This is a genomic window from Roseibium sp. TrichSKD4 (assembly GCF_000148725.1).
Lineage (GTDB): Bacteria > Pseudomonadota > Alphaproteobacteria > Rhizobiales > Stappiaceae > Roseibium.
Genome location: NZ_GL476315.1, coordinates 188,522 through 212,780, shown reverse-complemented (window position 1 = coordinate 212,780; position 24,259 = coordinate 188,522). Strand labels below are relative to the sequence as shown.

Annotated in this window: 22 protein-coding genes; 4 read left to right on the top strand and 18 right to left on the bottom strand. The window is 52.9% G+C overall.

All coding sequences use genetic code 11. The features are described from left to right. Positions 1–121: 121 nt before the first annotated feature. Positions 122–988, top strand: a complete 867-nt coding sequence (locus TRICHSKD4_RS14530) for a hypothetical protein (RefSeq protein ID WP_139052131.1) — start codon at positions 122–124, stop codon at positions 986–988. On the opposite strand, the gene TRICHSKD4_RS14525 is transcribed toward TRICHSKD4_RS14530, so the two are convergent. From TRICHSKD4_RS14525 to TRICHSKD4_RS14515, 3 genes are read right to left on the bottom strand one after another with little or no spacing between them, the layout of a single operon-like run. Then, entirely contained in the window at positions 983–2,026 is a 1,044-nt protein-coding gene (locus TRICHSKD4_RS14525; protein ID WP_009759718.1) for a 4-hydroxyproline epimerase, read from the bottom strand. The two genes, TRICHSKD4_RS14530 and TRICHSKD4_RS14525, sit on opposite strands and share 6 nt — an antisense overlap. A gap of 15 nt (positions 2,027–2,041) precedes the next feature. Continuing rightward, positions 2,042–3,283, bottom strand: coding sequence for an FAD-binding oxidoreductase (locus tag TRICHSKD4_RS14520; protein ID WP_009759717.1), 1,242 nt, complete (start codon positions 3,281–3,283; stop codon positions 2,042–2,044). Between the two features lie 11 nt (positions 3,284–3,294). Beyond that, a complete protein-coding gene (locus TRICHSKD4_RS14515) occupies positions 3,295–4,188 on the bottom strand; it encodes a dihydrodipicolinate synthase family protein (RefSeq protein ID WP_009759716.1) in 894 nt (297 codons plus the stop codon). Between the two features lie 122 nt (positions 4,189–4,310). Between TRICHSKD4_RS14515 and TRICHSKD4_RS14510 the strand changes: the two genes are divergently transcribed. Beyond that, positions 4,311–4,949: a GntR family transcriptional regulator gene (locus tag TRICHSKD4_RS14510; protein WP_009759715.1), complete on the top strand. Its 639-nt coding sequence runs from the start codon at positions 4,311–4,313 to the stop codon at positions 4,947–4,949. Positions 4,950–4,957: 8 nt separating this feature from the next. Here TRICHSKD4_RS14510 and TRICHSKD4_RS14505 read toward each other — a convergent pair whose 3' ends face one another. The 6 genes from TRICHSKD4_RS14505 to TRICHSKD4_RS14480 form a co-directional block, all read right to left on the bottom strand. Beyond that, a complete protein-coding gene (locus TRICHSKD4_RS14505; RefSeq protein WP_009759714.1) occupies positions 4,958–5,635 on the bottom strand; it encodes an MIP/aquaporin family protein in 678 nt (225 codons plus the stop codon). A 10-nt stretch (positions 5,636–5,645) separates the two neighbouring features. Then, positions 5,646–6,134: an arsenate reductase ArsC gene (locus tag TRICHSKD4_RS14500; protein WP_009759713.1), complete on the bottom strand. Its 489-nt coding sequence runs from the start codon at positions 6,132–6,134 to the stop codon at positions 5,646–5,648. Positions 6,135–6,145: 11 nt separating this feature from the next. Beyond that, positions 6,146–6,511, bottom strand: coding sequence for a helix-turn-helix transcriptional regulator (locus TRICHSKD4_RS14495; RefSeq protein ID WP_009759712.1), 366 nt, complete (start codon positions 6,509–6,511; stop codon positions 6,146–6,148). 136 nt (positions 6,512–6,647) lie between these two features. Beyond that, positions 6,648–8,135 (bottom strand): glycerol kinase GlpK, encoded by a 1,488-nt coding sequence (gene glpK, locus TRICHSKD4_RS14490; RefSeq protein ID WP_040616941.1) that lies wholly within the window; start codon positions 8,133–8,135, stop codon positions 6,648–6,650. A gap of 87 nt (positions 8,136–8,222) precedes the next feature. Beyond that, the gene (gene glpD, locus TRICHSKD4_RS14485) at positions 8,223–9,746 is read right to left on the bottom strand and encodes a glycerol-3-phosphate dehydrogenase (RefSeq protein WP_009759710.1); all 1,524 of its coding nucleotides are present in this window, start codon (positions 9,744–9,746) and stop codon (positions 8,223–8,225) included. A gap of 142 nt (positions 9,747–9,888) precedes the next feature. Beyond that, positions 9,889–12,174, bottom strand: coding sequence for a mechanosensitive ion channel domain-containing protein (locus TRICHSKD4_RS14480; RefSeq protein WP_009759709.1), 2,286 nt, complete (start codon positions 12,172–12,174; stop codon positions 9,889–9,891). A 298-nt stretch (positions 12,175–12,472) separates the two neighbouring features. Here TRICHSKD4_RS14480 and TRICHSKD4_RS14475 point away from each other — a divergent pair, with 298 nt between their 5' ends. Then, positions 12,473–13,621: a DUF2336 domain-containing protein gene (locus TRICHSKD4_RS14475; protein ID WP_040616906.1), complete on the top strand. Its 1,149-nt coding sequence runs from the start codon at positions 12,473–12,475 to the stop codon at positions 13,619–13,621. A gap of 50 nt (positions 13,622–13,671) precedes the next feature. On the opposite strand, the gene TRICHSKD4_RS14470 is transcribed toward TRICHSKD4_RS14475, so the two are convergent. The 3 genes from TRICHSKD4_RS14470 to fliI all read right to left on the bottom strand — a co-directional run bounded on the left by TRICHSKD4_RS14470 (position 13,672) and on the right by fliI (position 16,112). Then, the gene (locus TRICHSKD4_RS14470; RefSeq protein ID WP_040616905.1) at positions 13,672–14,106 is read right to left on the bottom strand and encodes a paraquat-inducible protein A; all 435 of its coding nucleotides are present in this window, start codon (positions 14,104–14,106) and stop codon (positions 13,672–13,674) included. A gap of 241 nt (positions 14,107–14,347) precedes the next feature. Continuing rightward, entirely contained in the window at positions 14,348–14,758 is a 411-nt protein-coding gene (gene fliJ, locus TRICHSKD4_RS14465) for a flagellar export protein FliJ (protein ID WP_009759705.1), read from the bottom strand. A 28-nt stretch (positions 14,759–14,786) separates the two neighbouring features. Further along, a complete protein-coding gene (fliI, locus tag TRICHSKD4_RS14460) occupies positions 14,787–16,112 on the bottom strand; it encodes a flagellar protein export ATPase FliI (RefSeq protein WP_009759704.1) in 1,326 nt (441 codons plus the stop codon). Between the two features lie 371 nt (positions 16,113–16,483). On the opposite strand from fliI, the gene ctrA reads away from it, so the two are divergent. Next, positions 16,484–17,176, top strand: a complete 693-nt coding sequence (ctrA, locus tag TRICHSKD4_RS14455; RefSeq protein ID WP_009759703.1) for a response regulator transcription factor CtrA — start codon at positions 16,484–16,486, stop codon at positions 17,174–17,176. 468 nt (positions 17,177–17,644) lie between these two features. Here ctrA and TRICHSKD4_RS14450 read toward each other — a convergent pair whose 3' ends face one another. The 6 genes from TRICHSKD4_RS14450 to chpT all read right to left on the bottom strand — a co-directional run bounded on the left by TRICHSKD4_RS14450 (position 17,645) and on the right by chpT (position 24,224). Further along, a complete protein-coding gene (locus TRICHSKD4_RS14450) occupies positions 17,645–18,517 on the bottom strand; it encodes a protein-glutamate O-methyltransferase CheR (RefSeq protein WP_009759701.1) in 873 nt (290 codons plus the stop codon). Beyond that, positions 18,514–19,776 (bottom strand): chemotaxis response regulator protein-glutamate methylesterase, encoded by a 1,263-nt coding sequence (locus tag TRICHSKD4_RS14445; RefSeq protein ID WP_009759700.1) that lies wholly within the window; start codon positions 19,774–19,776, stop codon positions 18,514–18,516. Before TRICHSKD4_RS14445 ends, TRICHSKD4_RS14450 begins: the two co-directional genes overlap by 4 nt. A gap of 19 nt (positions 19,777–19,795) precedes the next feature. Then, a complete protein-coding gene (locus tag TRICHSKD4_RS14440; RefSeq protein ID WP_009759699.1) occupies positions 19,796–20,161 on the bottom strand; it encodes a PleD family two-component system response regulator in 366 nt (121 codons plus the stop codon). A 35-nt stretch (positions 20,162–20,196) separates the two neighbouring features. Next, complete coding sequence (locus TRICHSKD4_RS14435; RefSeq protein WP_009759698.1) at positions 20,197–20,673, bottom strand: chemotaxis protein CheW; 477 nt, start codon at positions 20,671–20,673, stop codon at positions 20,197–20,199. Beyond that, positions 20,670–23,444: a chemotaxis protein CheW gene (locus TRICHSKD4_RS14430; protein WP_009759697.1), complete on the bottom strand. Its 2,775-nt coding sequence runs from the start codon at positions 23,442–23,444 to the stop codon at positions 20,670–20,672. Before TRICHSKD4_RS14430 ends, TRICHSKD4_RS14435 begins: the two co-directional genes overlap by 4 nt. A 135-nt stretch (positions 23,445–23,579) precedes the next feature. Further along, the gene (gene chpT / locus TRICHSKD4_RS14425; RefSeq protein ID WP_009759696.1) at positions 23,580–24,224 is read right to left on the bottom strand and encodes a histidine phosphotransferase ChpT; all 645 of its coding nucleotides are present in this window, start codon (positions 24,222–24,224) and stop codon (positions 23,580–23,582) included. Positions 24,225–24,259 lie beyond the last annotated feature (35 nt).

Here is a 24,259-nt window from a genome sequence, read left to right as displayed (position 1 = left end):
ACGGACAGGCTTGCCAAATCGCATGCAACATGGTCCGCTGAAACAAACAAGGTGAGTTCCTACCCTCTATATGCTGCTTCCATACGCAACCACGTCCAAATGGCAACCTTGGAAAACAAGGGTGTTTGATTTCCGCTCCATTCAAAAAGAAAGCGGAACCGAGTTCGCTTTTAAAAAAGGTGACTATCGGGCCTTTGATCCGCCTGACCATGTTTATCCGGAACATAGCGACAGGATTGGTGTGGATGGTTTTATGTTCGCCTTCCTGCACACGGCGGACGAACGGCAGGCAGAAATCGGTAATCTGCTTTCTTCGCATGCGATTTCGCGGGAACCGTGCAGTGCCACAGACTGGGACAAGGTCGGCGACTTTATTCAGACCAACATAGAACCCAACCTTCCAAAGAACAGCGATGCCAACAGCATCCACAAACTGTTTGCAACCACAGCTACTGAACTGACCCTCCGCCCCTTTTGGCATGGTGTCTTGATCGATCTTGCCATTTTGATCGGGAAATCACTGGTGGAACAGCAAGTCCAATACAATCCGGTCTGGGAGTTGGATCACATCCCACTCACCACAGTGTCTTCAAGCAACCTGCCCGTTCTGCGACTTCAGAGCGGAAATCAAGAACAAGAAGCAGGTCGATCAGGATCAGACCTGGAAACCGCACTCTCTGAAGCGGTGAATACTGATCCAGAAATTGCAGGTGATTGGGACCGGTGGGAAGAGGTTGTTACCTCAACAGCCGCAAAACTCGGCGTTCCTGTTCCCAGAAAATTACCAGATGCCACTGACCTTTTTATCGAAAACGCAAAACCGGAAGGCGTTCTGATTTCGCCGGTCAAGGAAATGCAATTGTTCTTCTATCAATCCCTGCACCGCAAATATGGGTTCGGACCGGACGTCAACAGCCCGCCCTTCAGCCTCGGCGATATATTACGCCCGGGCCTTTCCTGGAGCTGGTCAAATCATCCTGGGCTATGAGGACTGAGTAGGTCGAGGGTAGCGTTTGACACCCGTACCGGTTACGGAAAAGCCGGTCATATAGGGATCTCGCTCATCAAGCGTAATCGTGCTTGTTCCAGTCTTCAGAGCCCAACCACGAATGGTTGGGCGGATCCCGGTTGTGTCTCCGATCTGGACTTCCTCCTTCACCCCACCGGTAAAGAGAGAGCCGATAACGCTTTCATGAACGAAACTGTCACCAACCTTCAGCTTTCCGCGAGCATGAAGTTGTGCCATTCGCGCGGATGTGCCGGTCCCGCATGGACTGCGATCAATGGCTTTGTCACCATAAAACACAGCATTTCGTGCGTCCGCCTCAGGGTGTTCGGCAGGGCCCGTCCACTGAATATGCGTGATGGTACCAATTGCTGGATTTTCCGGGTGTTGAACTGATTGAGCCTCGTTGATCTGCGTCCGCAATGCGGGGCTGATGGTCAAGAGCTGCTCGATTGAAACCTTGCCCACGCCGGCGAAATTCTCCTGAGGCTCAACAATGGCGTAAAAGTTTCCGCCATAGGCAACATCGAAGGTAATCCGACCAAGGTCGGGGCAGTCAATTTCCAGATCAGTTTCTGCCAAAAAAGAGGGCACATTGGTCAACTGCACCGAGGTGACGAAACCCTCTTCCATTTCATATTCCGCCAGCACCAGACCAGCCGGTGTTTCGAGGCGCGCAATCCCCGGCGTTGCCGGTTGCAGCAAGCCCTCTTCCAGAGCCATAGTGACAGTGCCGATTGTGCCATGGCCGCACATCGGCAGGCAGCCGGAAGTTTCGATAAACAGCACCCCGACATCATACTCATCCGAAGATGGCGGATAGAGAATGGAGCCAGACATCATGTCGTGGCCGCGCGGCTCAAACATCAGGCCGGTGCGCACCCAATCATAGTCCGCCAGAAATTTTTGACGGCGCTCAAACATGCTGTCCGCTTTGATCCTAGGTCCCCCCCCTGCGACGAGGCGAACCGGATTGCCGCAAGTATGCCCATCCAGACAGAAAAACGTATGACGTGCCATGACGAGCCTTTTTGGCTAAAAGCGCTGTGCGCTGAAGGGTAACAAATCAACAGCCGGTTTTTCTCCGATCACCAGCGCAGTGATCAGTTCGCCCGTCGTTGCAGCCTGTGTCAATCCGTGATGTGCATGCCCAAAAGCATAGGTAACCCGGTTGGATGCAGAGGCCGGTCCGATCACCGGCAAACTGTCAGGCAAAGAGGGCCGAAAGCCCATCCAGCGCTCCCCTTTAGAAGCATCGAGATTTGGAAACAGCGATTTCGCCTTGGTGATCATCGCATCGACCCGTTTCCAGTTGGGCGCAAGCTCTAGTCCACCGAACTCGACTGCTCCGCCAATCCGAAGCCCTGTGGAGAGTGGAGACAAGACAAAGCCGTGCCCCGGCAACATCACAAACCGTCTCAGCTTCAATCCGGGACTTGGCACTGTGATGTTATAGCCGCGCTCTGTATCAAGCGGGACCGCATCCCCAAGCTGACTGGCGAGCATTCTCGACCAAGGCCCACACGCCACAACGACATGATCCGCCGGATGGGTCTCGCCCGAGACAAGCCGCACATCGGCTCCATGTTCTGTCGGAACAATCGCGCTCACATCGGCCAACTCGAACAGCACACCCTGCTCTTTCAACCAACTAGCAAGGCTCTGGCAAAGGTGCAAAGGATCGTCTACTTGCGTCCAACCCGGCAACAAGGCACCACCGACCACATGATCCGACAGCTCAGGTTCTTGGGCTCGAAGGTCATCACCTGAAAGCTCCGTGACATCGATGCCATATCTGCGTTGCTCCGCCCATGAAGGACGCGCCCGTTGAAGCTTTGCTTCATTATCAAAGACCTCAAGACAACCTTCATGCCGCACCTGATTGTGAGTTCCAGACGCTTTCCACAGCCTGTCCCATGCCGGATAGGCTTCACCATTGAGAGCTGCAAGAGCCTGAGTGCTCGCCTCAACACGTGACTTCGAAGAAGCTGCCAAAAACCGCAGCATCCACGGCAGGATCTTCAAGCTATAGGCTGGGCGAACCGAAAGCGGCCCAAGCGGATCGGCCAGCCAGCCAATCGCTTCTTTCCAGATCCCGGGAGATGCCAACGGTGCAACATCAGTCCAGGCTATTGCCGCGGCATTGCCTCGGCTGGCACCAGCTGCCACGCCCTCGCGGTCAAAAATGGTGACAGAACAGCCACGCTGAACAAGGGCCGCAGCAGTTGCCAGACCGACAATACCAGCCCCAACAATATGAACCCGCTGCCCGGTCATTCCGGTCCCTCTCAGACTGTCGGGAGTTCAGGTCGGCACGCAATCGCGTCTTTTATCACCGCTTCCACCCGGCCCCGCTCCGCTCCATGCAGTGGGAGACGAGGCTGACGGCAACGGTCATTAGAGCCAAGCGCATGCAGTTCTGCCAGTTTGATATTCTGAACCAGATTTGTCGACACATCGAGGTCAAGCAAAGGCCGGAACCACCGGTAAATTTGAAGGGCCTCATCAATGCGTCCGGCCTTGTGCAGCTGATAAATCGCAACTGTTTCCTTCGGGAACGCCACCACTAGTCCGGCAACCCAACCAATCGCCCCAACCATCAGGCTTTCAAGCGCCAGATTATCGACGCCAGTAAAGACATCAAATCGATCCCCGAACCGATTGATCACATCGGTCACACGGCGAATGTCATCGGTCGATTCCTTCATCGCGACAACAAGATCGTCCTTGCCCAGCTCTTCGAACATGTCGAGCGAAACATCAACACCGTAAGCGACCGGATTGTTGTAGATCATCACCGGCAGGCCTGCGGCCTTGGTCACACTTGAAAGATGGGCAACCGTTTCATGTGGGGCAGATTTGTAAGGCACTCCCGGCAAGACCATTAGCCCGTCCGCACCTGCTGAGGCAGCAGCTTGTGCATTCTTGGCAGCCCGTTTTGTGCTGCTATCGCAAACGGTCATGAGAACAGGCTTGCCCCCCGCAACACTCTTGGCAAGCTTCAGGATCTCCAGCTTTTCCTCCGCTTCCAATGCCATGGCTTCACCTAGGGAGCCGCATACAATCATGCCGTCGCAGCCAGCCTCCATCTGGAGGGCAAAGCAGCGCTCCATTTCCGCATGATTCAACTTGTCGTCAGCGGTAAATTTCGTTGTCACAGCTGGAAAAACGCCCTGCCACATTGGCTCTACTCCCATTTATTCTTTGTTGGAGAAAAAGTTGCAGCTCAAAATTCCATTTGTCAACATCTGATATATCAGTAGGATATCTAGAAAGATAACCACGTGAGAACGCTCCCAAACGCATGACCGATATCGAGAGCCGGGCAGCAATCGCCTATCGAAAACTGGAAGAAGACATCGTCACTCTTCAGCTGAAGCCAGGCGAAACGCTGACGGAAAGCAAACTGACGGATGATCTTCAAATGGGTCGAACACCCATACGCGAAGCGTTGCAGCGCCTCGCCTGGGAGGGTTTGCTCATCATCAGACCAAGGCTCGGGATTGTTGTCGCCGATATCAATCCGGCAGATTTTGTGAAGGTTCTAAGCGCCAGACATCCGCTCGAAATTTTGCTAGCCGGTGCTGCAGCCCGCCTTGCGAGCCGGGAGCAAAGGGACGCATTGAAGGCCTGCGCGGAAGACATGCGAAGCGCAGTGATCAGCTCCGACCTGATGAGTTTTCAACGTCTCGACAAACAGTTTGACGAAATCGTTGCAAAGGCATCGTGCAACCCTTTTGCGGTTCAGGCAGTTGCTCCGCTGCAGACCCAAAGCCGGCGTTTCTGGTACCGATATTTGGGAGAGCAGGAGCTTGGCCCAGCTGCAAGCCATCATGTTGACGTGATGCAGGCAATTGAGGCAGGCGACGAAGTGGACGCCAAAGCGAAGGCTGAAGGGCTGATGACTTACATGAAAGCTCAGGCCATCGCCTTGATCGAATAGAAGCGCTCTTAATCTGTTTGATCATTATGAGAGGTCAACAGCCAGCCAATCACATAAACGGCAATCGCGGCCCCGATCAATTCGGCAGTGATGAACCCCGGGAGGTCAACCGGGCGAATACCGGAGAACGTGTCGGTGAAACTCCGGGAAATGGCAACGGCCGGATTGGCGAAAGACGTCGAGGCAGTGAACCAGTACGCTGCTGTGATATAGAGCCCCACCAGCATCGGAATGGCCTCTTGCCGAAACTTCAAACCACCAAAGATGGTCGCAAGCAGACCAAAGGTACCGACAATTTCCGCCACCCACTGAGCCACGCCCGTGCGCACAGTGGTGGACGTCTGCAGTACCGGCAAATCAAACATGACGTGAGCGATCAGAGCACCGGTAATCCCTCCAAGGATTTGTAGGATCACATATTTGACCGCTTCCGGGAGCTTGATTTCGCGCTTTAGCCAAAAGGCAAATGTCACAGCCGGATTAAAGTGCGCGCCGGAAATCGGCCCCAAAATGGTGATGAGCACCACAAGGATGGCTCCTGTCGGGATGGTATTGCCCAACAAGGACACAGCCACATCATCAGACAATTTGTCTGCCATGATCCCGGACCCGACGACCGTACAAACCAACAAGCCTGTTCCGAGGAATTCCGCCGCCAACCGGCGTGATAACGTGTAAGCAGACATGGAGCTCCCCTTAGTCCTGTATCTGACCAATTGCATTGACTTGAGCGCGACCATCTGAAGCCGAGAAAATGCCGTCGCCCAATTCAAGCAAGGCATCAATCCGCCGAGACAGATGCTCATAGGCAAAGTCAAATGCAGCACCGCGTTTTTCGTTGTCACCTTCAGCAGACGCCGGATCAGGTATACCCCAATGAACCACCATGGGATGTCCAAGCCAGACCGGGCAGACCTCTCCTGCTGCGCTGTCACACACGGTGATGATCAAGTCCATTTCCGGACCGCCAGCTTCAGAAAACTCGTCCCAACTTTTGGACCGAAATCCTTCTGTTGGCAGCCCGTGGCGTTGAAGGCAGGTCAATGCATCGGGGTTGACGGTGCCGCGCGGTGTTGACCCGGCGGAGTACGTTTGGAAACGCCCTTCTCCCTTATGTCGGAGCAACGCCTCCCCCAAAACTGATCGCGCCGAATTGGCCGTGCACACAAACAGGACGTTACGCATAGGAAGTTCCATCAAGATTGAAAGGGATTCGACTTGGAGCTTGTTTCGACACAAGAGGCCGCAAGATCAGCGATTGGCGAGCAAAGGTCAGGCTGTCCATTGCAACAGTCTTGCAACAGGAATGTGACAAGCTCCGTCATTCCATCCATTCGAGCGTAAAATCGAATGGAGCGCCCTTCCCGGCGCGAAACCACTAGCCCTGCTCGCACCAGATTGCTCAAGTGAGTGGAAAGCGTATTGGATCGAACATCCAGCTTGTCCGCAATGACGCCAGCACATGCACCCTCTCCTCCGGCACGCACCAGAAGACGAAAAACATCAAGCCGGGTTTCCTGTCCAAGGGCCGCCAGTGCAGCCAATGCATCATTCTTTTCCATAGTTCGAGAATAATCGAATTATTGATCGACGCAACACTAAATTCGCCACAGCGTAAGGTGCTGCGGCGTCCGGTCAGCTTGGCAAAGTCATCGCAAAAGCAGAGAGCTGGCTTTCAGCATCCTGCAAAGGAGGACTTCACGAAGACCTGGTCCTGCGAATAGCGTCTTTCCATCCTGCAACCAGCTGTGTGCAGTTTTCAGCGCTCATTCTTGCTTCAAAGCGATGCTGAAGCTTCCAGGCCTTTGCAAACTCTTCTTGATCCGGCCAAACGCCAGCGCGGGACCCAGCCAACCACGCAGCCCCAAGTGCCGTTGTTTCGAGAACTTCAGGGCGGTCCACTGGCGCTTGAAGGATGTCAGCCAAAAATTGCATGGTCCAATCCGACGCTGTCATGCCGCCATCAACGCGCAACACAGTCGAGCCTTCCGCGGACCAATCCTTTTTCATCGCCTCAACAAGATCGTAAGTCTGGTAGCCAACACTGCGCAGAGTTGCCTGCGCCAGCTCCTTTGGTCCCGTGTTTCGGGTTAGGCCAAACAGAGCACCGCGAGCATCTGCATCCCAATAGGGCGCACCAAGCCCGACAAACGCGGGCACCAGATAGACTTCCTGATTGGGGTCTGCCTGCTCTGCCAATTCCTGCGTTTCGCCGGCTGACTCGATAATGCCAAGACCATCTCTGAGCCACTGAACCGCAGCACCTGCAACAAAAATCGACCCTTCAAGGGCATATGTTGTCTGCCCGTTCAAGCGATAGGCAATTGTCGTGAGAAGGCGATTGTTTGAAGCAACCGCATTTGTCCCGGTGTTCATTATGGCAAAACAGCCCGTGCCATAGGTCGACTTGACCATCCCCGGCTCAAAACACGCCTGACCAACCGTGGCCGCCTGTTGATCACCTGCCACACCAAGGATCGGAAGAGCCGCACCCAAATGCTCCTGTTCCGCAACACCGAACTCATCTGCGCTATCGAGAACCTCGGGCAACATTGATGTCGGAATGCCAAGGTGGCCGCAGAGACACTCGTCCCACGCGTTTTCATGAATGTTGTAGATCAACGTTCGTGAGGCATTGGTCGTATCGGTCACAAACCGCTTGCGCCCGGTCAGATTCCAGATCAGCCAGGTGTCGACAGTTCCAAACAGCAAGTCCCCACGCTCTGCGCGGGCGCGGGCACCCTCAACGTTATCGAGAATCCAGGCAATCTTGGTTCCCGAGAAATAGGGGTCGAGGAGTAGCCCTGTCTTCTTCGTGAACTCAGCCTCCAGGCCCTTTGAACGCAAGCTTGCACAAAACTCGGATGTACGCCGGTCCTGCCACACAATGGCATTATAAACCGGCTCACCCGTTTGCCGGTCCCAGACCAGAGTTGTTTCGCGTTGATTGGTAATTCCGATGGCTGCAATATTTGTCGCCGCGACGCCAGAACTGCTCAATGCCTCTTTGCACACGGCCAGTGTACTGGTCAGCAAATCAGACGGGTTATGTTCAACCCAGCCAGATTTCGGAAAATGCTGGGTGAACTCCTGCTGCCCCACACCCAAAATACTGAAGTCAGACCCAAAAACAATTGCCCTGCTGGACGTCGTTCCCTGATCAATTGCCAACACAGCTCCGGCCATGTCGCCTCCCATAGCGCCTGTTTTCATTCCCGAAAATCGGACATAGTTCCGATGCGTATTGCAAGCCCTTTTTCCAATTAAGCCCGCTTAGCAGGCAGCTGCCCCGGAATGCTCACGCAAGGCACTTGCCATATATGCGTCGAGCTTCTCCACCTCTTCCGCCGTCAAGCGCAGACCAAGTTTGGATCGGCGCCACAGAACATCATCTGCACAGCGTGCCCACTCCCGCGCCATCAACCAATCAACTTCGCGCTGATAGAGATCTGCCCCGAACGCTGTGCCCAGGTCCTCAAGCGATCCAGCCTCTCCCAAGAGCTCTGCAGCGTCCAATCCGTAAGCCCGCACAAGACGCATCGCCGTTTTAGCAGACAGGAAGCCATACCGTGTGTGCAGTTGTTTCACTTCGTCATCGAATGACAAAACCGGAAACCCGCCTCCGGGCAACGCTTCAGTTGCGGTCCATTCACCCTTTTTGAAGGTGAGATAAGGATCGAGCTTGCTTAGGACATGCTCCGCCAGCTTCCGGTAGGTCGTTATCTTTCCGCCGAAGACCGAAAGCATGGGAGGTTTCCCCTCGCCACCATCCAACTCCAACACATAGTCCCGCGTGGCCGCTTTTGCTTCACTTGCCCCGTCATCATAAAGAGGACGAACGCCGGAATAGGTGTGAACAACGTCTTCCGGCTGCACCGGTTTTTCCAGATACTCGCTCACCGCCTCGCACATATATCGAACTTCACGATCGTCGATCCGTACAGCCCCCGGATCCCCCCCATAATCGACATCCGTGGTTCCGATGAGTGTGAAGTCTTGTTCATAAGGAATGGCGAAAATAATGCGACCATCGGCATTTTGGAAAATGAAACAGCGATCATGCTCAAACAATCGCGGCACAACTATGTGGCTGCCTTTAACGAGGCGCACATTTGACTTGCGATTGGCGCCAACCACTCCGGACAACATATCCGCGACCCACGGGCCAGCAGCGTTTACAAGAACCGACGCGGTGATGATACGCTCTTCACCACTGTCGAGATCCTTTAAAGTAGCCAACCAGTGATCTCCCTCGCGCCGAGCACTGACGCATTTGGTCCGAACACAAATATCTGCTCCGCGGTTCGCGGCATCGCGTGCATTCAACACAACCAAACGCGCATCTTCGACCCAGCAATCGGAATATTCGAAACCTTTCCGAAATCCACTGGCCAGCCCTTGAGCCAACGGCCCACCATCAAGTTTCACAGTCTTTGTCGCGGGCAGAAGTTTGCGACCGCCAATATGGTCGTAAAGGAACAAACCGAGACGCAACAACCAGGCCGGGCGCAAGTCCTTGTGATGCGGAAGAATAAAGCGCATGGGCCAAGCAATGTGCGGCGCAAGCTTCCACAAGACCTCACGTTCTTTCAAGGCTTTACGTACAAGATCAAACTCGTAGTACTCCAGATACCGGAGCCCACCATGGATCAGCTTCGTCGAAGCTGATGATGTCGCGCCGGCCAAATCACCCATTTCTGCAAGACAGACCGATACACCGCGTCCAGCTGCATCGCGGGCAATGCCTGCACCATTGATCCCACCACCGATCACAAGCAGATCATAGTCGGCCTTCATTAAACGCTCCCAAGCAGTCGCACACGCGATTTAGAATGAAAACGAAAATAAAGCGAAAGCTATCGAAATTCAATGAAAGCACGCAAAGATTTTCCACGCCATGAATATCCCTGCAGTGCAAGACCAGCTTGAACTGTTCGTACTATCGGTGATCTCCTGCCGGTCCATCGTCAGCTGGCCCATCCTGAACAGCGCTGTTTTCAGGCTCGGCCTCGTTGACGCTCTGCTTAGGCCGGACCTTTTTTCGAACCGGAACGTCGTCACCTCCAGCCATATGATAGGTGACTTGTGGGAACGGAATTTCGATGCCTGTTTCATCAAAGACGTCTTTGACAAACTCGTTATACGCGCGGCCAACGCCCCATTGCTCGCCGGGCAAAGTCTTGATCCGAGCCCGGATGTTGATCGCACTGTCTCCGAACATGGTAACGCCATGCATTTCCAGATCACCGAGTATGTTGACCCCGGTGTCGCTCGCCTTCAAGCGTTCAAAGGCCTCCACCATCGCCGCCTTGGCTTTGCGAATATCGGTGTCATACGACACGCCAATCACGGCAACATGGTAGGAAAAGTCCCGCATGAAGTTGGCGACCATATCGACCGATGAGAACGGAACGATGTGCGCAGTCCCATCCAGATCGCGAATCCGAACAGAGCGCACTGTCAAACGCTCCACGACACCGGTCACGCCAGCGACAGTGACAACATCACCTTCATTAATGGCATTTTCGATCTGAATGAACGCGCCAGTGATAATGTCCTTCACCAGAGTTTGCGCACCAAACGAAATCGCCAGACCGACGACACCGGCACCGGCAATCAACGGACCGATATTGATCCCGACTTCCGAAAGCGCCAGCAACGCCGCCATCACCAGAATGATCATGGTGAAGGCATTTCGGAACAACTGAAACAAGGTGCGCTCACGCGCTGTCACCACATAACCGCTACGCGCCCGCAGCCGCAAATCAATCCACGCCATCACCGCAAGCCAGATGGCAAAAGCCACGACGATCACAAGAATTGCCGACAGGAAACGACCCACAAAATTCTCACCCTGCGAGCTCATAAGCCAGATGGAAAAATTGGTGACTGACCAGATATCGAGCAACACCAAAACCGTCGATAAAAAAACGATGAACCGAAGGAACTTGAGAATTGTCGGGACAAAAGCGTTCAGACGCCCCTCGAGTGCAGGCAGGGTCCTCTTGACGTTGTCTGGCAAGCGAATCCCGTTCGTGATTGGCTTAGTAATAGCCAAAGAGATCAAGAACCCAATCATGATAACGAGAACAGAAAAGCCGGTGGATCGAACCGCAATCTCAATCGCATCAAATGGCCTTGTAAACCAAAGCATGAACAACGTGGAAACGTATGCCATCGCAATCCAATGCCACAAGAATCCGATGCCGGTTACAGTTTGTCGAGCCAAAGAGTTGCTCATGCGCTCGGCATATCCGCTGACCCCTTCAGCCACCCATTCTCGAGATCTGTATATTAAACCGATAGTATAGAGCGTTGTCCCAGCGACTAAGACAAATCGCAGTGCATTCCCAATGACAAATGATGATGCAATGTTCACATAAGGCACCGCCAGCAGCAGGCCATATCCAAGCACAATCGAGATCTGAAACAGCTTCCTGTACCAAAAATGCGCGTATTCATCGCTGAAGGGCAATGGCCGAAGGGCCGACTGGAAAGGCGAGAATACAAACCTCAGCACAACCCTCGCTATTCCCACAGCCCAGAAGGCATCCAACGCAGCGTCCAACAAATAATCCTGACGCTCCAGAAGAATAAACGGAACGAGAAATAAACCGAGAGCAATAATACAAGAGAGAAATACGGTGAGAGCATCCACAACGGACAGCATTATTAAAACAAAACCACGTGAAAACCAAGAACTTCTCGAGTACTTTGACGCCATACGCCCCTGAAAACGTCTGAAGAGCTTTTGCCCAAACCAATAAACAATCGATGCACAAACAAGTAGAAAAAGAACGTTTAATCCGCCGTGTATAGCCCGCTCTGTATTGATGGTTATCTCACCCTTTAAAAGCCGCGTAACACCGGATAATATCTGGGCAGCTTTGTGAACATAACCATCAAGATCCTCGGCCATAGCCGTCGTATACTGTGCAAGGACTGTAGAAAGCGGCTGATTTTCCTGTTCTATCGGCGCGGCTTCATTGGAAGCTCCTTCGTCATCAACAGTTGTCTCCGATTTAGCACGCGCCTTCTTCAATTCCTGAATCAAGGCATCTCGTTCTGCAGGATCTTCCAGGATTTTGAGTAACGCATCTGCGGCTGTTTCTTCAGAAACAGATGCATCAGGGTTTGATTGAGACACTCCATCTTGAGCAAACCCGGGGCTTGAAATTGTCAGAAATGCCCAAAGAAGCACTATAAACATGAGAGAAAGGCGCATACGAATCCTGCTCGGCAGACAAGGTGTAGTCAGCAAATTTGACCATCAAGTAGCGTAAGTTTCCAGCCTATTACAATCGGAGGAGGAACCAAAATTTTGTAACCACATGAATTTTATGATCTGTCGCAAAGTAATCAATGCATACAAGATAAAAATACGAATACTTATATAAAAATTACATACGAATACGATTTACAATATTAGCACCCTAATTGAACAGAAAAAGCAAATAAATTTTATGCATTCGGTAACATTAAATAAGGATATGTAAGTCAGTCTGTTGCCAAGAGGTTGAGCAATGGAATTGAACCTTGTGAAACTGGCGAAAGATCGGTCTCCGGACTCCCGGAAACAACTTTTGCCTGCAGTCACAGATACGGTCATCGCAAAAATCCATGATTGCACTGACACCGACATGTCGGTTTTCGGTGAGATCGCGCTCGTACTTTATGACACCACACCCAAGCAAGATCTTGAGCGCATAGCGCACAAGATCGCTCCCTATGCCAACATGCCGGTCGAGTTTGCAAAACGGCTGGCAGAAGATCACATCCGAATCGCAGCGCCGATCCTGGCTGAGTTTTTTGGCTTCTCCGAGGGTGATCTTCTGGATCTGGCCTCACGCCTCGATGATGCCCATCTACAAATTCTCGCAGAACGGCCCGACCTCACGGTCAAAATCACAGATGTTATCGTCGTTCGTGGTTCAAAGAAGACACACGTTCGACTAACTGGAAATGATCAGGTTCGCCTATCCGCCACATCTTTCCTCAATCTGATACATAGACTGAAAACCGATCCCGCGTTTTTGGAGACCCTTTTCCTGCGCCCAGACCTGACACCCAGCATCTGCGAACAGTTGATGCCGAATGTGGACAAGGTGATCCAATCGCAGCTGAGAAACCGGATCAAAAGCTCGTTCACACCGGCGCAGAAAAAGCGCATGGTGCGGCTCAAACAGGTCCGAAAGTCTCTTGGCGATACACTGGCTGGAAATGATACCTCTAAACTGTGGTCAAAATGCCAAGTGACCAATGTCGAGGTGAACGAGGTAATCAGCGTTTTGCTGCAGGATGAGCGACTGGAGCATGTTGCGACTTATCTGAGCCGAGACACCCGAACAGCGAACGAAAAGGTTCGGACCCTGCTTTTCAATGGCCCCGCAGACAGAGCCGCCAGTTTCTGCCTCACTGCCGGTCTTGATCTCAGCACGTTCGCGATGCTGGCGCAGGTTCGGTGTCGCAAGATGCGCTTTTCAATGGCCAAAGCCGAAGAATGGATTGCTGAGTTTCAAGCCCTCCTCGATGCCAAACAAAGCCAAACTGAAACGCATTCACCATCCCTCAATGAAGAACCTCGCGAACGGTTCTTTGCCGCCAAACGGAAAAAACGTGAACCACGGGATCGCTCACGCAAACGTCGCAAACACCTGGCGGCGTTCAACTAGATGTGACGCCTCAACAGGTTGTTCCTATTCGCTTTGAGCTCAGCGAAAAACTACTGTCGTCGACAAAGAGTGGCCGCAGCAGCTGTCGCTATCGTCGCCAGAGCATAGAACCATAGTCCCGGCAATGCGGACGCTGCGGCCAACCCGCTAGTTTTTGCAGCAAAAAGCACAAGCGCCACAAGCATCACATCCAGCATCGACCACTTTCCAATCGCTGATAGCACCGATAGCGACCGACCCGAGCTCCCCTTTAGCGCTGCCACATGGGTCAAAACGATCTTCGCTGCTGGAAAAAATATCGAAAACAACAGGATGATGGCCGCCAACACAGGCTCCCCATCCAGCCAAAGGCCCTCCACGATTTCCAAGAGGGACGGCGTATCTTCGAGAAAATAAAGACGCTCTAGTTTCATCAGCGGCAACGTTAATCCAAGAGCGAATGAAAAAGTTGCGACAGGCAGCAAAATGGCAAGCAGTAGACGCATGAGGAAAGCGCTCTAACGGAGTGACAAGACCAAGGCCGATGAAAAAGCCCCTCGCACTGCCTTACATAGAACCGATTTTGCCGCAACCAATCAGGCAACCGAAAGGCATCCGCCCCTCAAAAAGTGACAGATCGCCAATGTAACGAATGAAATTTGTTCAACACCAGGATAACCGCGGGACAAAACAAGCCCTTCAGCGGCGATCACACCGCTGCGACAGTCTCACAAAGGCATAAAATAACTAGACGCGGGAGCGTAATCGCCCGGCAATTTCGTCCAGCTGTTCCTGCTCGGCCAACTCAGCTGCCGTACGCTCTCGTTGCTGATCACGTTCTTCCAACTGCTCGAACTTCTTGAGTTCTTCAATCGCTTCCGCCAGCTCATCCTGAGCACGGGTCAACTGATCATCCAACTCATGCGCAGAGTTTCGCAGGTTATCCCGTCGCGTCGCAGCTGCCTTGGCAAAAGTTGGATAAGCAAAATGCGTAACGTCGGTAATCCCCACCCGCTCCTGCTCGGACCTGATTTGATCATCAAGCTCGTCAGCCATGCGATTGAACTCCGCAACCATGGATTCGATTTGCGCGAGTTGCCGTCTTTTGTCATCGACCTGAAACCGCTTCAGGCGGATCAGACTGTCTCGGGTTTTCATCACTCAATACTCCCCTAACAGACCCATGTTAGCTCGGAGTCATTTCCAAAAGGTTGGCAAGTTGCAAATAACCTTCTGATAGGGATGTTGCTTCGCCTTTTCGTTGATTTAGAAAGGTTTCGATAGGCTCAAAACGGCTAATCGCCTCATCTACGGTCGCATCAGACCCCTTGCGATAAGCTCCAAGCCGAATCAATTCCTCCATATCAGTGTATGTAGAAAGCAGCTGCTTCGCCTTGCGCAAGATCGGCTGATACTCCTCCGGCACACAGCGAGGCATGGTCCTCGACACAGACTTTAACACATTTATGGCCGGATAGCGCCCACGCTCGGCAATCGACCGTTCCATAACAACGTGCCCATCCAAAATACCGCGCACCGCATCAGCAACCGGCTCGTTGTGATTGTCCCCTTCGACCAGAACCGTGAACAGCCCCGTGATCGACCCTTTCCCAACAAGGCCCGGGCCAGCACGTTCCAGCAAACGCGGCAACTCGGTAAAGACTGTGGGGGTGTACCCTTTAGAGGTTGGCGGCTCTCCGATGGAAAGGCCAATTTCCCGTTGAGCCATGGCAAAACGCGTGATGGAGTCCATCATACAAAGGACATTTTGCCCTTCATCACGAAAGTGCTCCGCCATCGTCATAGTCAGATATGCAGCCTGACGGCGCATGAGCACGCTTTCATCAGACGTTGCAACAACGACAACAGACCGCGCGAGACCTTCCTCACCCAAGTCGTCTTCGATGAATTCCTGAACTTCGCGCCCCCGCTCCCCAATCAGGCCAATAACGGAAATATCGCAGTCCGTATTGCGTGCTAGCATTGACATGAGCACGGATTTGCCGACACCAGAGCCAGCAAATATCCCCATTCTTTGCCCTTGGCAGCAGGTGACGAAGGTATTGAGCGCCCGAACACCGAGATCCAGCGGCGGGCCAACCCGGGCGCGTTCAGAAGCGGGTGGTGGAGCAGCCCTCATCCAACGGGGTGCTTCGCCGCGAGGCAACTCACCCTTTCCGTCGATCGGCTCACCCATGGCATTGATGACGCGACCAAGCCATGCGTCTGAAGGGTGCACGACGCTTTCCCGCGCATGAATGACTGCCTTGCAGCCCATCCGCACGCCTTCAAGTCCGGAAAAGGGCATGCATAAGGCGTGATTATCCCGAAACCCAACGACTTCAGCCGGGACTTTGGGTTGGTCTTCACCAATTTCAATCATAAGAAGCGAACCGACGCTCATTTCGTGGATCGGACCGGCAACCTCGACCAGCAATCCCTGAACCGCGACGACCCGACCATAGATTTTGGTGGTCATTAGCGAATCAATTTCAGAAAAAAGCGCTTTCATGACCATTTCCTTACCAACCTAGAGGCATTTGGTAACGGATCGTTTACGACTCTGGTTAATGTTAACGAATAGAACGTCGTTGGGCGAGCGCCAATTCGAGGTTCGCAAGTGTTGTCAAAACGAGTCTTGTTAGAGTCGGCTATTCCGGTTTCTTAAACAAGAACATTAAGAGTTGATAACCCGGATTTTTCTGGGGACTCAACACTTTGAGCGTTGTTAACAGATTCGTCCGCGCTTCGCTTGCAGCTATGAATCAGAATTTGTTAACCATTAATGATCTAAGATTGGGTCGGGGTTAACACAGTCCTTCGTAGCAGGCGCCGACACAGCCGTTGCGACTTGCCCAGGATAGGCATCATAAGGGGATTGGCATGCGTGTATTGTTGATTGAGGATGACAGCGCCACAGCGCAGAGCATTGAGCTTATGCTCAAGTCCGAGAACTTCAACGTCTACACGACAGATCTTGGCGAGGAAGGTATCGACCTCGGCAAACTGTACGATTACGACATTATTATGCTGGATCTCAATCTTCCGGACATGTCCGGTTATGAGGTTCTGCGCACACTTCGCGTTTCAAAGGTTAAGACACCGATCCTTATCCTTTCCGGTAACGCAGGTATCGAAGATAAGGTTCGCGGTCTCGGCTTTGGTGCCGACGACTACATGACCAAGCCCTTCCATAAGGATGAGCTGGTAGCGCGCATTCACGCAATTGTTCGCCGCTCCAAGGGTCATGCCCAGTCAGTGATCGTAACCGGCGACCTGAAGGTCAACCTCGACACCAAAACAGTTGAGGTTTCCGGTCAGCGCGTTCACCTGACAGGTAAAGAATACCAGATGCTGGAGCTTCTCTCACTCCGTAAGGGCACAACCCTGACGAAAGAGATGTTCCTGAACCATCTGTATGGCGGTATGGACGAGCCGGAGCTGAAGATCATCGACGTCTTCATTTGTAAGCTACGTAAAAAGCTTGCCTCTGCAGCCTCAGGCAAGAACTACATCGAAACCGTTTGGGGTCGTGGTTACGTTCTTCGCGAGCCGGAAGTCGAGCAAGCCGCTTAATAAGCGCCCTATCGGCATATCAAAAAATCAAAGAGCCTCCGAATTTCGGGGGCTTTTTCCGTTTCATGAAATAAAAAAGCGGCCACAACATGTGTCGTAGCCGCTCAACCCACCGATAGTACGATTACCCGATCGAAACACACCAGTACGTGAATTCCCTTATAGCGCAGACGCGCCCGGCGGACAACCGGCGATGAATTAGGCTTATGGCGGATGCAAAACACGATTAACGCCGAAGCGGCTTAATGGTGTAACCGAACAGTCTGACCATGTCGGATTGTTCCACAAGGCACCACGGCTTTCGCGCCATCATCATGGATCGATATCTGCCACCTTTGCCTCGACTGCCCATCGTATAGCTACAGACAATGCGGCACTCAACACGCTACTTAACATGTCTAAGATTCTGGCAATAAGAAAAGCGATCGTTTAACGACCGCCTTTTCATTATTTCAAAAGCCAGATTGCTTAAACGCGACCGGCAAGACCTGCTGCAAGCGGACGAGTACGCGCTGCGGAAACACCGGCTGTAGAATTCCGTTGGAACAAACCACGTTTGCCAGACACCGGTTTGAACGCATCGGTCAAACCGACAACAGTTTCCGCAGCTCCAAGCACCAGGTAACCGTCCTCTGGCATCAGCTTAGCCAGCCGGCCGAGAATCTCGGATTTGGTTGCCTGATCAAAATAAATCAGAACGTTACGGCAGAAGATGATGTCGAACTCACCCATATGGGAGAAATTCTCTAGAAGATTGAGTTTACTCAGCTCAACCATCGCCTTGATGCCAGCATCAATTTGCCAAAGGTCACCCTTTTGTTCGAAGTACTTCAGCAATAGCTGGATTGGCAGGCCGCGCTGCACTTCAAACTGGCTGTAAAGACCAGCCTTAGCCTTCTCCAACACTTCTGCAGAAAGATCCGTTCCTACGATACGCGTGCGCCAGCCAGCCAGTTTCGGCCCCATCTCCTTTAGGCAAATTGCCAGGGAATATGGCTCCTGCCCAGTGGAGGCCGCCGCACACCAAATCTTCACCGATCTGCTTGAACCACGCGCCTCAAGCATATGCGGCATCATGATCTCTTTGAAGTTATCAAACGGCGTTTTGTCACGGAAAAAGAAGGATTCATTAGTCGTCATCGCTTCGACGACATCTTCCTGCAGCTTCCGACTTCCCGGCCGTTGCAACTCTTGCACAAGCTTGCTCAAGGTCTCCAAACCGGAGTTGTTGGCAATTGGAAGGAGCCTGCTCTCGACCAGATATTGTTTATCGTCGCTCAATACGAGGCCAGAGCGGTCCTTCAGGAACTTTTTTAGAAAATCGAATTCAATCGGAGTCATCGGGACATCCCTTTAATGACGCGTGCGACTTTGGGGCCAATTTCACCAAGCGGCAGAACATCACTGCACATATTTGTATGTGCGGCTGCGCCGGGCATTCCCCAAACAACACTGGTGGCCTCATCTTGTGTAACAACGCTTCCGCCTGCTGCGGAAATCCGTCGAACGCCCTCGGCGCCATCTTGCCCCATTCCCGTAAGAATAAGACCTAGCGTCGCGGACCCGTAAACATTCGCCACGCTCTCAAAGAGCGGGTCGACTGCAGGCTTACAGAAATTTACCGGCGGTCCGTCATTTAACCGGATAACCCCCCCGGCCCCGTCCTTTTCCAGGATCATATGCTTGCCCCCAGGCGCAACATAAATATGCCCTGGCTTCAGATGCTCGCCATCTTCACCTTCTTTTGAAGGTCGCATGGCGGCCTTACCGAGATGCTCAGCAAGAATCGACGTAAAAGTCGGCGGCATATGTTGTGTCACAACCACCGGGATATCACTCATGGCTGTGCCGACAGAACGGATGACCTGCTGCAATGCTTGCGGTCCACCGGTCGAAGAGCCAATTGCCAATATCCGGGGCTTTGAAGCCGAGTAAGGCTTGAATTGATACTTGACATCCGTTTCCAGAGCAGGCGCAGCAGCTGCGGCGGGTGTCGGTCTCGCACGAAACGCGTCCCGCGTATTGATCGGCTTGGGAGCCGATTGTGCAGCGGAAACAGGGCTTGTTGCTGCCGAAGCTGTCGGTGTTGGCTTGGTGGTTTGCGCCCGCATCACCTTTGGCGGCGCAGCAGGAGCGCGGGCGCGCAAGGCTTGCTGCCCGAGTACCTTCACCTTTTCAATCAACTCACGCCGGAAGTCGACAGATGTCGTGACCTCCGAGGTTGATTCCGGTTTGGGAACGTAATCCGCGGCCCCGAGTGATAGGGCCTTCAAGCTGACCTCAGCATTTCGCCGTGTCAGCGTGGATGCCATAATCACCACGAGATCGCGTTTTTTAGCAAGCATGAGCGGTAGGGCCGTCATGCCGTCCATCTCGGGCATTTCGATATCGAGAACAACCACATGGGGATTGCTTTTCTCGATATCCTCGACCGCGAGTTTCCCATTTCGGTGCGATCCAACAACAGTCAGAGCCGGATCAGCATCAATCCATCGGCTCAACAAACCCCGAATGACGACAGCGTCATCGACGACCATCACCCGAATAGGGTCTGCGTCCGGCCGCGCACCGGATCCTATTTTTTCTTGAGCTATCGCCATCTAAAGTTCCGCCGTGCGGTTAAATCAAGCCGACTTCCTGAAACTTGGCTTCGACAATTTCTCGGTCGAAGGGTTTCATGATGTATTCATTTGCACCGGCCCGAATGGCTCGGGCGATATGCGCAACATCATTTTCAGTCGTACAAAATACAACGATTGGATTCTCACCACCGTCTTCACCGCGCAGGCTGGTCAAGAACTCAAGACCGTCCATAACCGGCATGTTCCAGTCAAGCAGGATCGCGTCCGGCATGTTTTTCCGGCACTCGTCTAGAGCCTGTTGGCCATCCTCTGCCTCGGTAATCTCGAAGTTCAAGTCTTCGAGAATACGGCGGGCAACCTTACGGATAACGCTGGAGTCATCGACTACAAGGCACTGTTTCATTGGGTTTTTCTCCGATCTGTTCAACCCAGGTACAACTATGCTGCCACCGGCTCGGTGAACATCGAGCCGAGAAGACGGTCTACATCCAGAATAACCATCAGCTGACCATCCAAACGGTGAACGCCTCCGGCGATTTCCGCCCAGCGCTTGTCAAGGTTGGTCGGATTTGGTTCAGCATTATCGGTCGGCAAAGTCAGCACTTCACCGACGGAGTCGATGACGAGGCCATAGCTCTCGTTCTTGTACTCAATCCCTACCGCCATCATCTGCTCGTCTTCCAATGGTGGAAGATGCAGGCGACGGCGCATGTTGATCGCGGTCACAATGCGTCCACGCAAATTCAGGACACCAGCCACTTCCGGGGCCGAAAGAGGTACCCTTGTCACACTATCGGGAACGAACACATCATGGACCTGAGAAATGGGCAGTCCAAACAACTGTCCGCCGATGACCACGGTCACATACTGGATCGAGTCACCGCTTGCTTGAATGTTGTCTTCTGCTGCGGTCATGCTGCAACTCCCATTTCACCGGAAAAGACCTCTTTGAGCGCCGCAATCAGGCCAGGTCGGTCAAATTTCGCCACATAGTCGTCAAAACCTGCTTGACGACCTCTCTCGATGGACGCCGGAGTAATCAACGAAGAGAGTGCCACAACAGGCATCTCCCGATAACGCGGATCACGCCGCAGGCTTTCGCAGAATTCAAAGCCGTTCATCTCAGGCATCTCGATATCACTCACCACTGCGTGGAAGCGCATACCATCTTCGAGATGATCCAGAGCCTGTTTCGGGCTGCTGCAGACAGTAACGTCATATCCAGCTGCCTTCAGAACCGGCGTTAACATATTGCGGAAGAAGGAAGAGTCGTCGACAAACAGAACTTTCTTTGTAAGCGCTTGAATGTCCATCTCTTTACGCATGAACCAGTCTTCAAAGGCCAATGGCAGATAGTAGCCAAGGTCGATGATTTCAGTTGCACGCTCTTTGATGATGGCAGAACCAAGAACACCAACACGCTCTGATCCGACCTCGATATTCATCTGATCTTCGACAATGTCGACAATCTCATCGACAACCAGCCCCATCGAACGGCCTGAGTCAGAGAAGACAAGCATTGGCTGTGTCCCCTCGGCTTTATGCTGGTCGCCTTCATTGATGTAGACCAATGGCATCAGTGAACCACGGTACTGAACAAGGTCTCGGCCATTGGAGCGTTCGATCTTGGAGACATCAAACTCTTCCAAACGCGTCACCAGCGACAGCGGCACCGCCTTCGGTTCTGGCGCGCCAGCGCGGAACAGAAGAAGAGAAATAGCATTCTGGCTGCTTTCTACTTGGCGCTGCTTCTCTTCACCTTCTGAAGTTTGCTCGGCCACAGCGCTCGATGCATGACTTGCCATCGCGCTTGCAACACCATTTGGATCGACGATCATGATGACCGAGCCGTCACCAAGAATGGTGTTCCCAGAGAACATCGTGAGGTTGCGAAGCATCGTGGACATTGGTTTGACCACGATTTCCTCGGTATGGAAGACACCGTCCACAACCACACCAAAGGTTTGGCTGCCGACCTGCATCACGACGATGAAGCCGTTGTCCGTATCAAGTTCACCATCAGCATGATCTTCGTCGGCAATGCCAAGAAGATAGGAGAGATGAACAAGTGGGAGCAACTGGTTCCGCAACCGTAGGACCGGCGTGTCCTTGATCCGCTCGATGCGGTGCTCAGAATTGGACTGCACACGAACCAATTCAACAACGGACAACTGTGGAATAGCGAAACGATCACCACCTGCTTCCACGATCAAGGTCGAAACAATCGCCAATGTCAGCGGAATTTTGATGATGAAGCTTGAACCTTTGCCCTGTACAGAGCGCAGATCAACTGTACCACCAATCAGCTCGATGTTGTTGCGTACAACGTCCATGCCGACGCCACGACCAGAAACACTGGTGATGGCTGCGGCTGTAGAGAACCCCGCAGAGAAGATGAACTTCTGAATCTGTGTGTCGGACATCTTGTCGAGTTCGGCTTCGGTCGCCAGACCCTTGTCAAGAGCCTTCTCCTTCACCTTCTCAACGTCGATGCCTTTACCGTCATCTCGAACTTCGATGATGATATGACCGCCTTCATGGTAAGCCGCAAGAGTAATTGTGCCCTTGTCCGGCTTACCGGCCGTGCGGCGGTCCGCAGGCATTTCTAGCCCATGGTCAGCCGAATTCCGAACCATATGTGTCAGCGGATCCTTGATCATCTCAAGAACTTGACGGTCCAGTTCGGTGTCTGCACCGATCATTTCCAGCTCGATCGGCTTATCAAGTTCCTGACTAAGATCCCGAACGATACGTGGAAGCTTCTGCCACGCATTTCCAATTGGCTGCATCCGGGTCGCCATGACCCCTTCCTGCAGCTCAGCAGTTACGTTGGAAAGGCGCTGCAGCGGGACCTTGAATTCACTGTCCTCATGTCGACGAACAATCTCCAGAAGCTGGTTGCGCGTTAGCACAAGCTCCGACACCATCGTCATCAAATGTTCGAGCGTATCGACCGCCACTCGGATACTCTGGCTGGACACACTTCCACCGCCGCCAGATTTCTTTTCCGCTTCTTTCTTCTCCGGCTCTTTCTTTGCCGCAGGAGCGGGTTTTGACTCAGCCTTTACGGGCTCAGGTGCTGGAGCCGGTTCCGGCGCAGGCGAAGCTTCTGCAGCAACGTTCGACTCTGCGACCTCAACTTCAATTTCCGTTTCACGGAAGGCGCGCTCAAGTTCGTCAAGCGAAACTTCGCCTGGACGCAACTCGCGCTCAAGAGACTGGTCAGGCACGTTGATCGCATCGGCATCAGAAGCCGAATCTTCTTCGGCCTTTTCTTCTGCGGGTGCACCACCGGACATAGCTGCATCCGCTTTCGCAGACATCGCCTCAAGTTTGGAAATCAACTCGCTGTCATCACCTGCCGGTTCTTCACCGCCAGCCTCTTCCAACTCACCAAGGATATCCTTGATCTGGTCAATAGAGGTAAGAATGAGAGAGACAGCTTCCTGCGTAACGGGAGCCCCGTCACGAAACTTGCCCATCAGCGTCTCGGCCGCGTGTGCAATTCCCTCCAGGCGTGGTAAGCCGAGGAAGCCACATGTTCCCTTGATCGTATGAACAAGTCGGAAAATGTTATCGAGAATAGTTGCGTTGTTTGGTTCTTGTTCGAACTTGACGAGCTCGACGTCTACAACATCGAGACTTTCATTCGTCTCAGTAATAAATTCCCTGAGAAGGTCGTCCATTGCCTGCTCTCACCCGTCTGAATGCTGGTACCGCGCCCCGAGTCGGGACGGCTGGACCGAGGTGTCCATACGAGTGAGGCTGAGCCAAAACAGTTAAGATACGCTGAAACAGGAGAAGAGTTTTCTCGGCAGAAATTACATTTTAGATGATGTAGTTATTCTGACCTGTTCTTCTTCTTTGTTAATAACAACAGCGCTTCCACATTCTTTCGCAAGCAAAAACGTGTAAATCGGCTGAACAGAGTGAGCATCTACACGCTCGGGTTCCGTCCCCTCAAGCGTTTCCTTCATACCAATGGGAATCCGCGGGTTTTGGCCGCTTGCGACAAGCTCAAATGAAGGCGAAGAAGGCTCTCCTTCCATAGTAACCTTGATCGTGCCGCCACGCGGCACACACTGGTTTGCAATCAAGATAAGGTTTAGCAGCAACTTTACGTAGTTTTTCGGCATCAAATGCCGCGTCACTTGCCAGTCTAGATCCGATTTTTCATTTTCCATGAACCCGGTGGCGACAACTTGAGCATCACCAAGGTCGATTTCAGCTCCCGCAGAACCAGCAGCACCGAATGCAAGCCGCGCAAATTGCAGCTTCGCAGATGCTTGACGGGCACTTTTGCGAATGAGGTCCATGGCAAAATCGCGCATGTCCTCCGCACCATCCTCATCCAGCACCTCAAGACCGTTGGTAATGGCACCTACCGGACTAATGATATCGTGGCAGACACGGCTGGCCACCAACGCAGAAAGATCCAGGGACGGCAGCTCTTTAAGTTCGGACATGGTTTCCTACGACGTAATTTGCGAGTTTCAGCCAC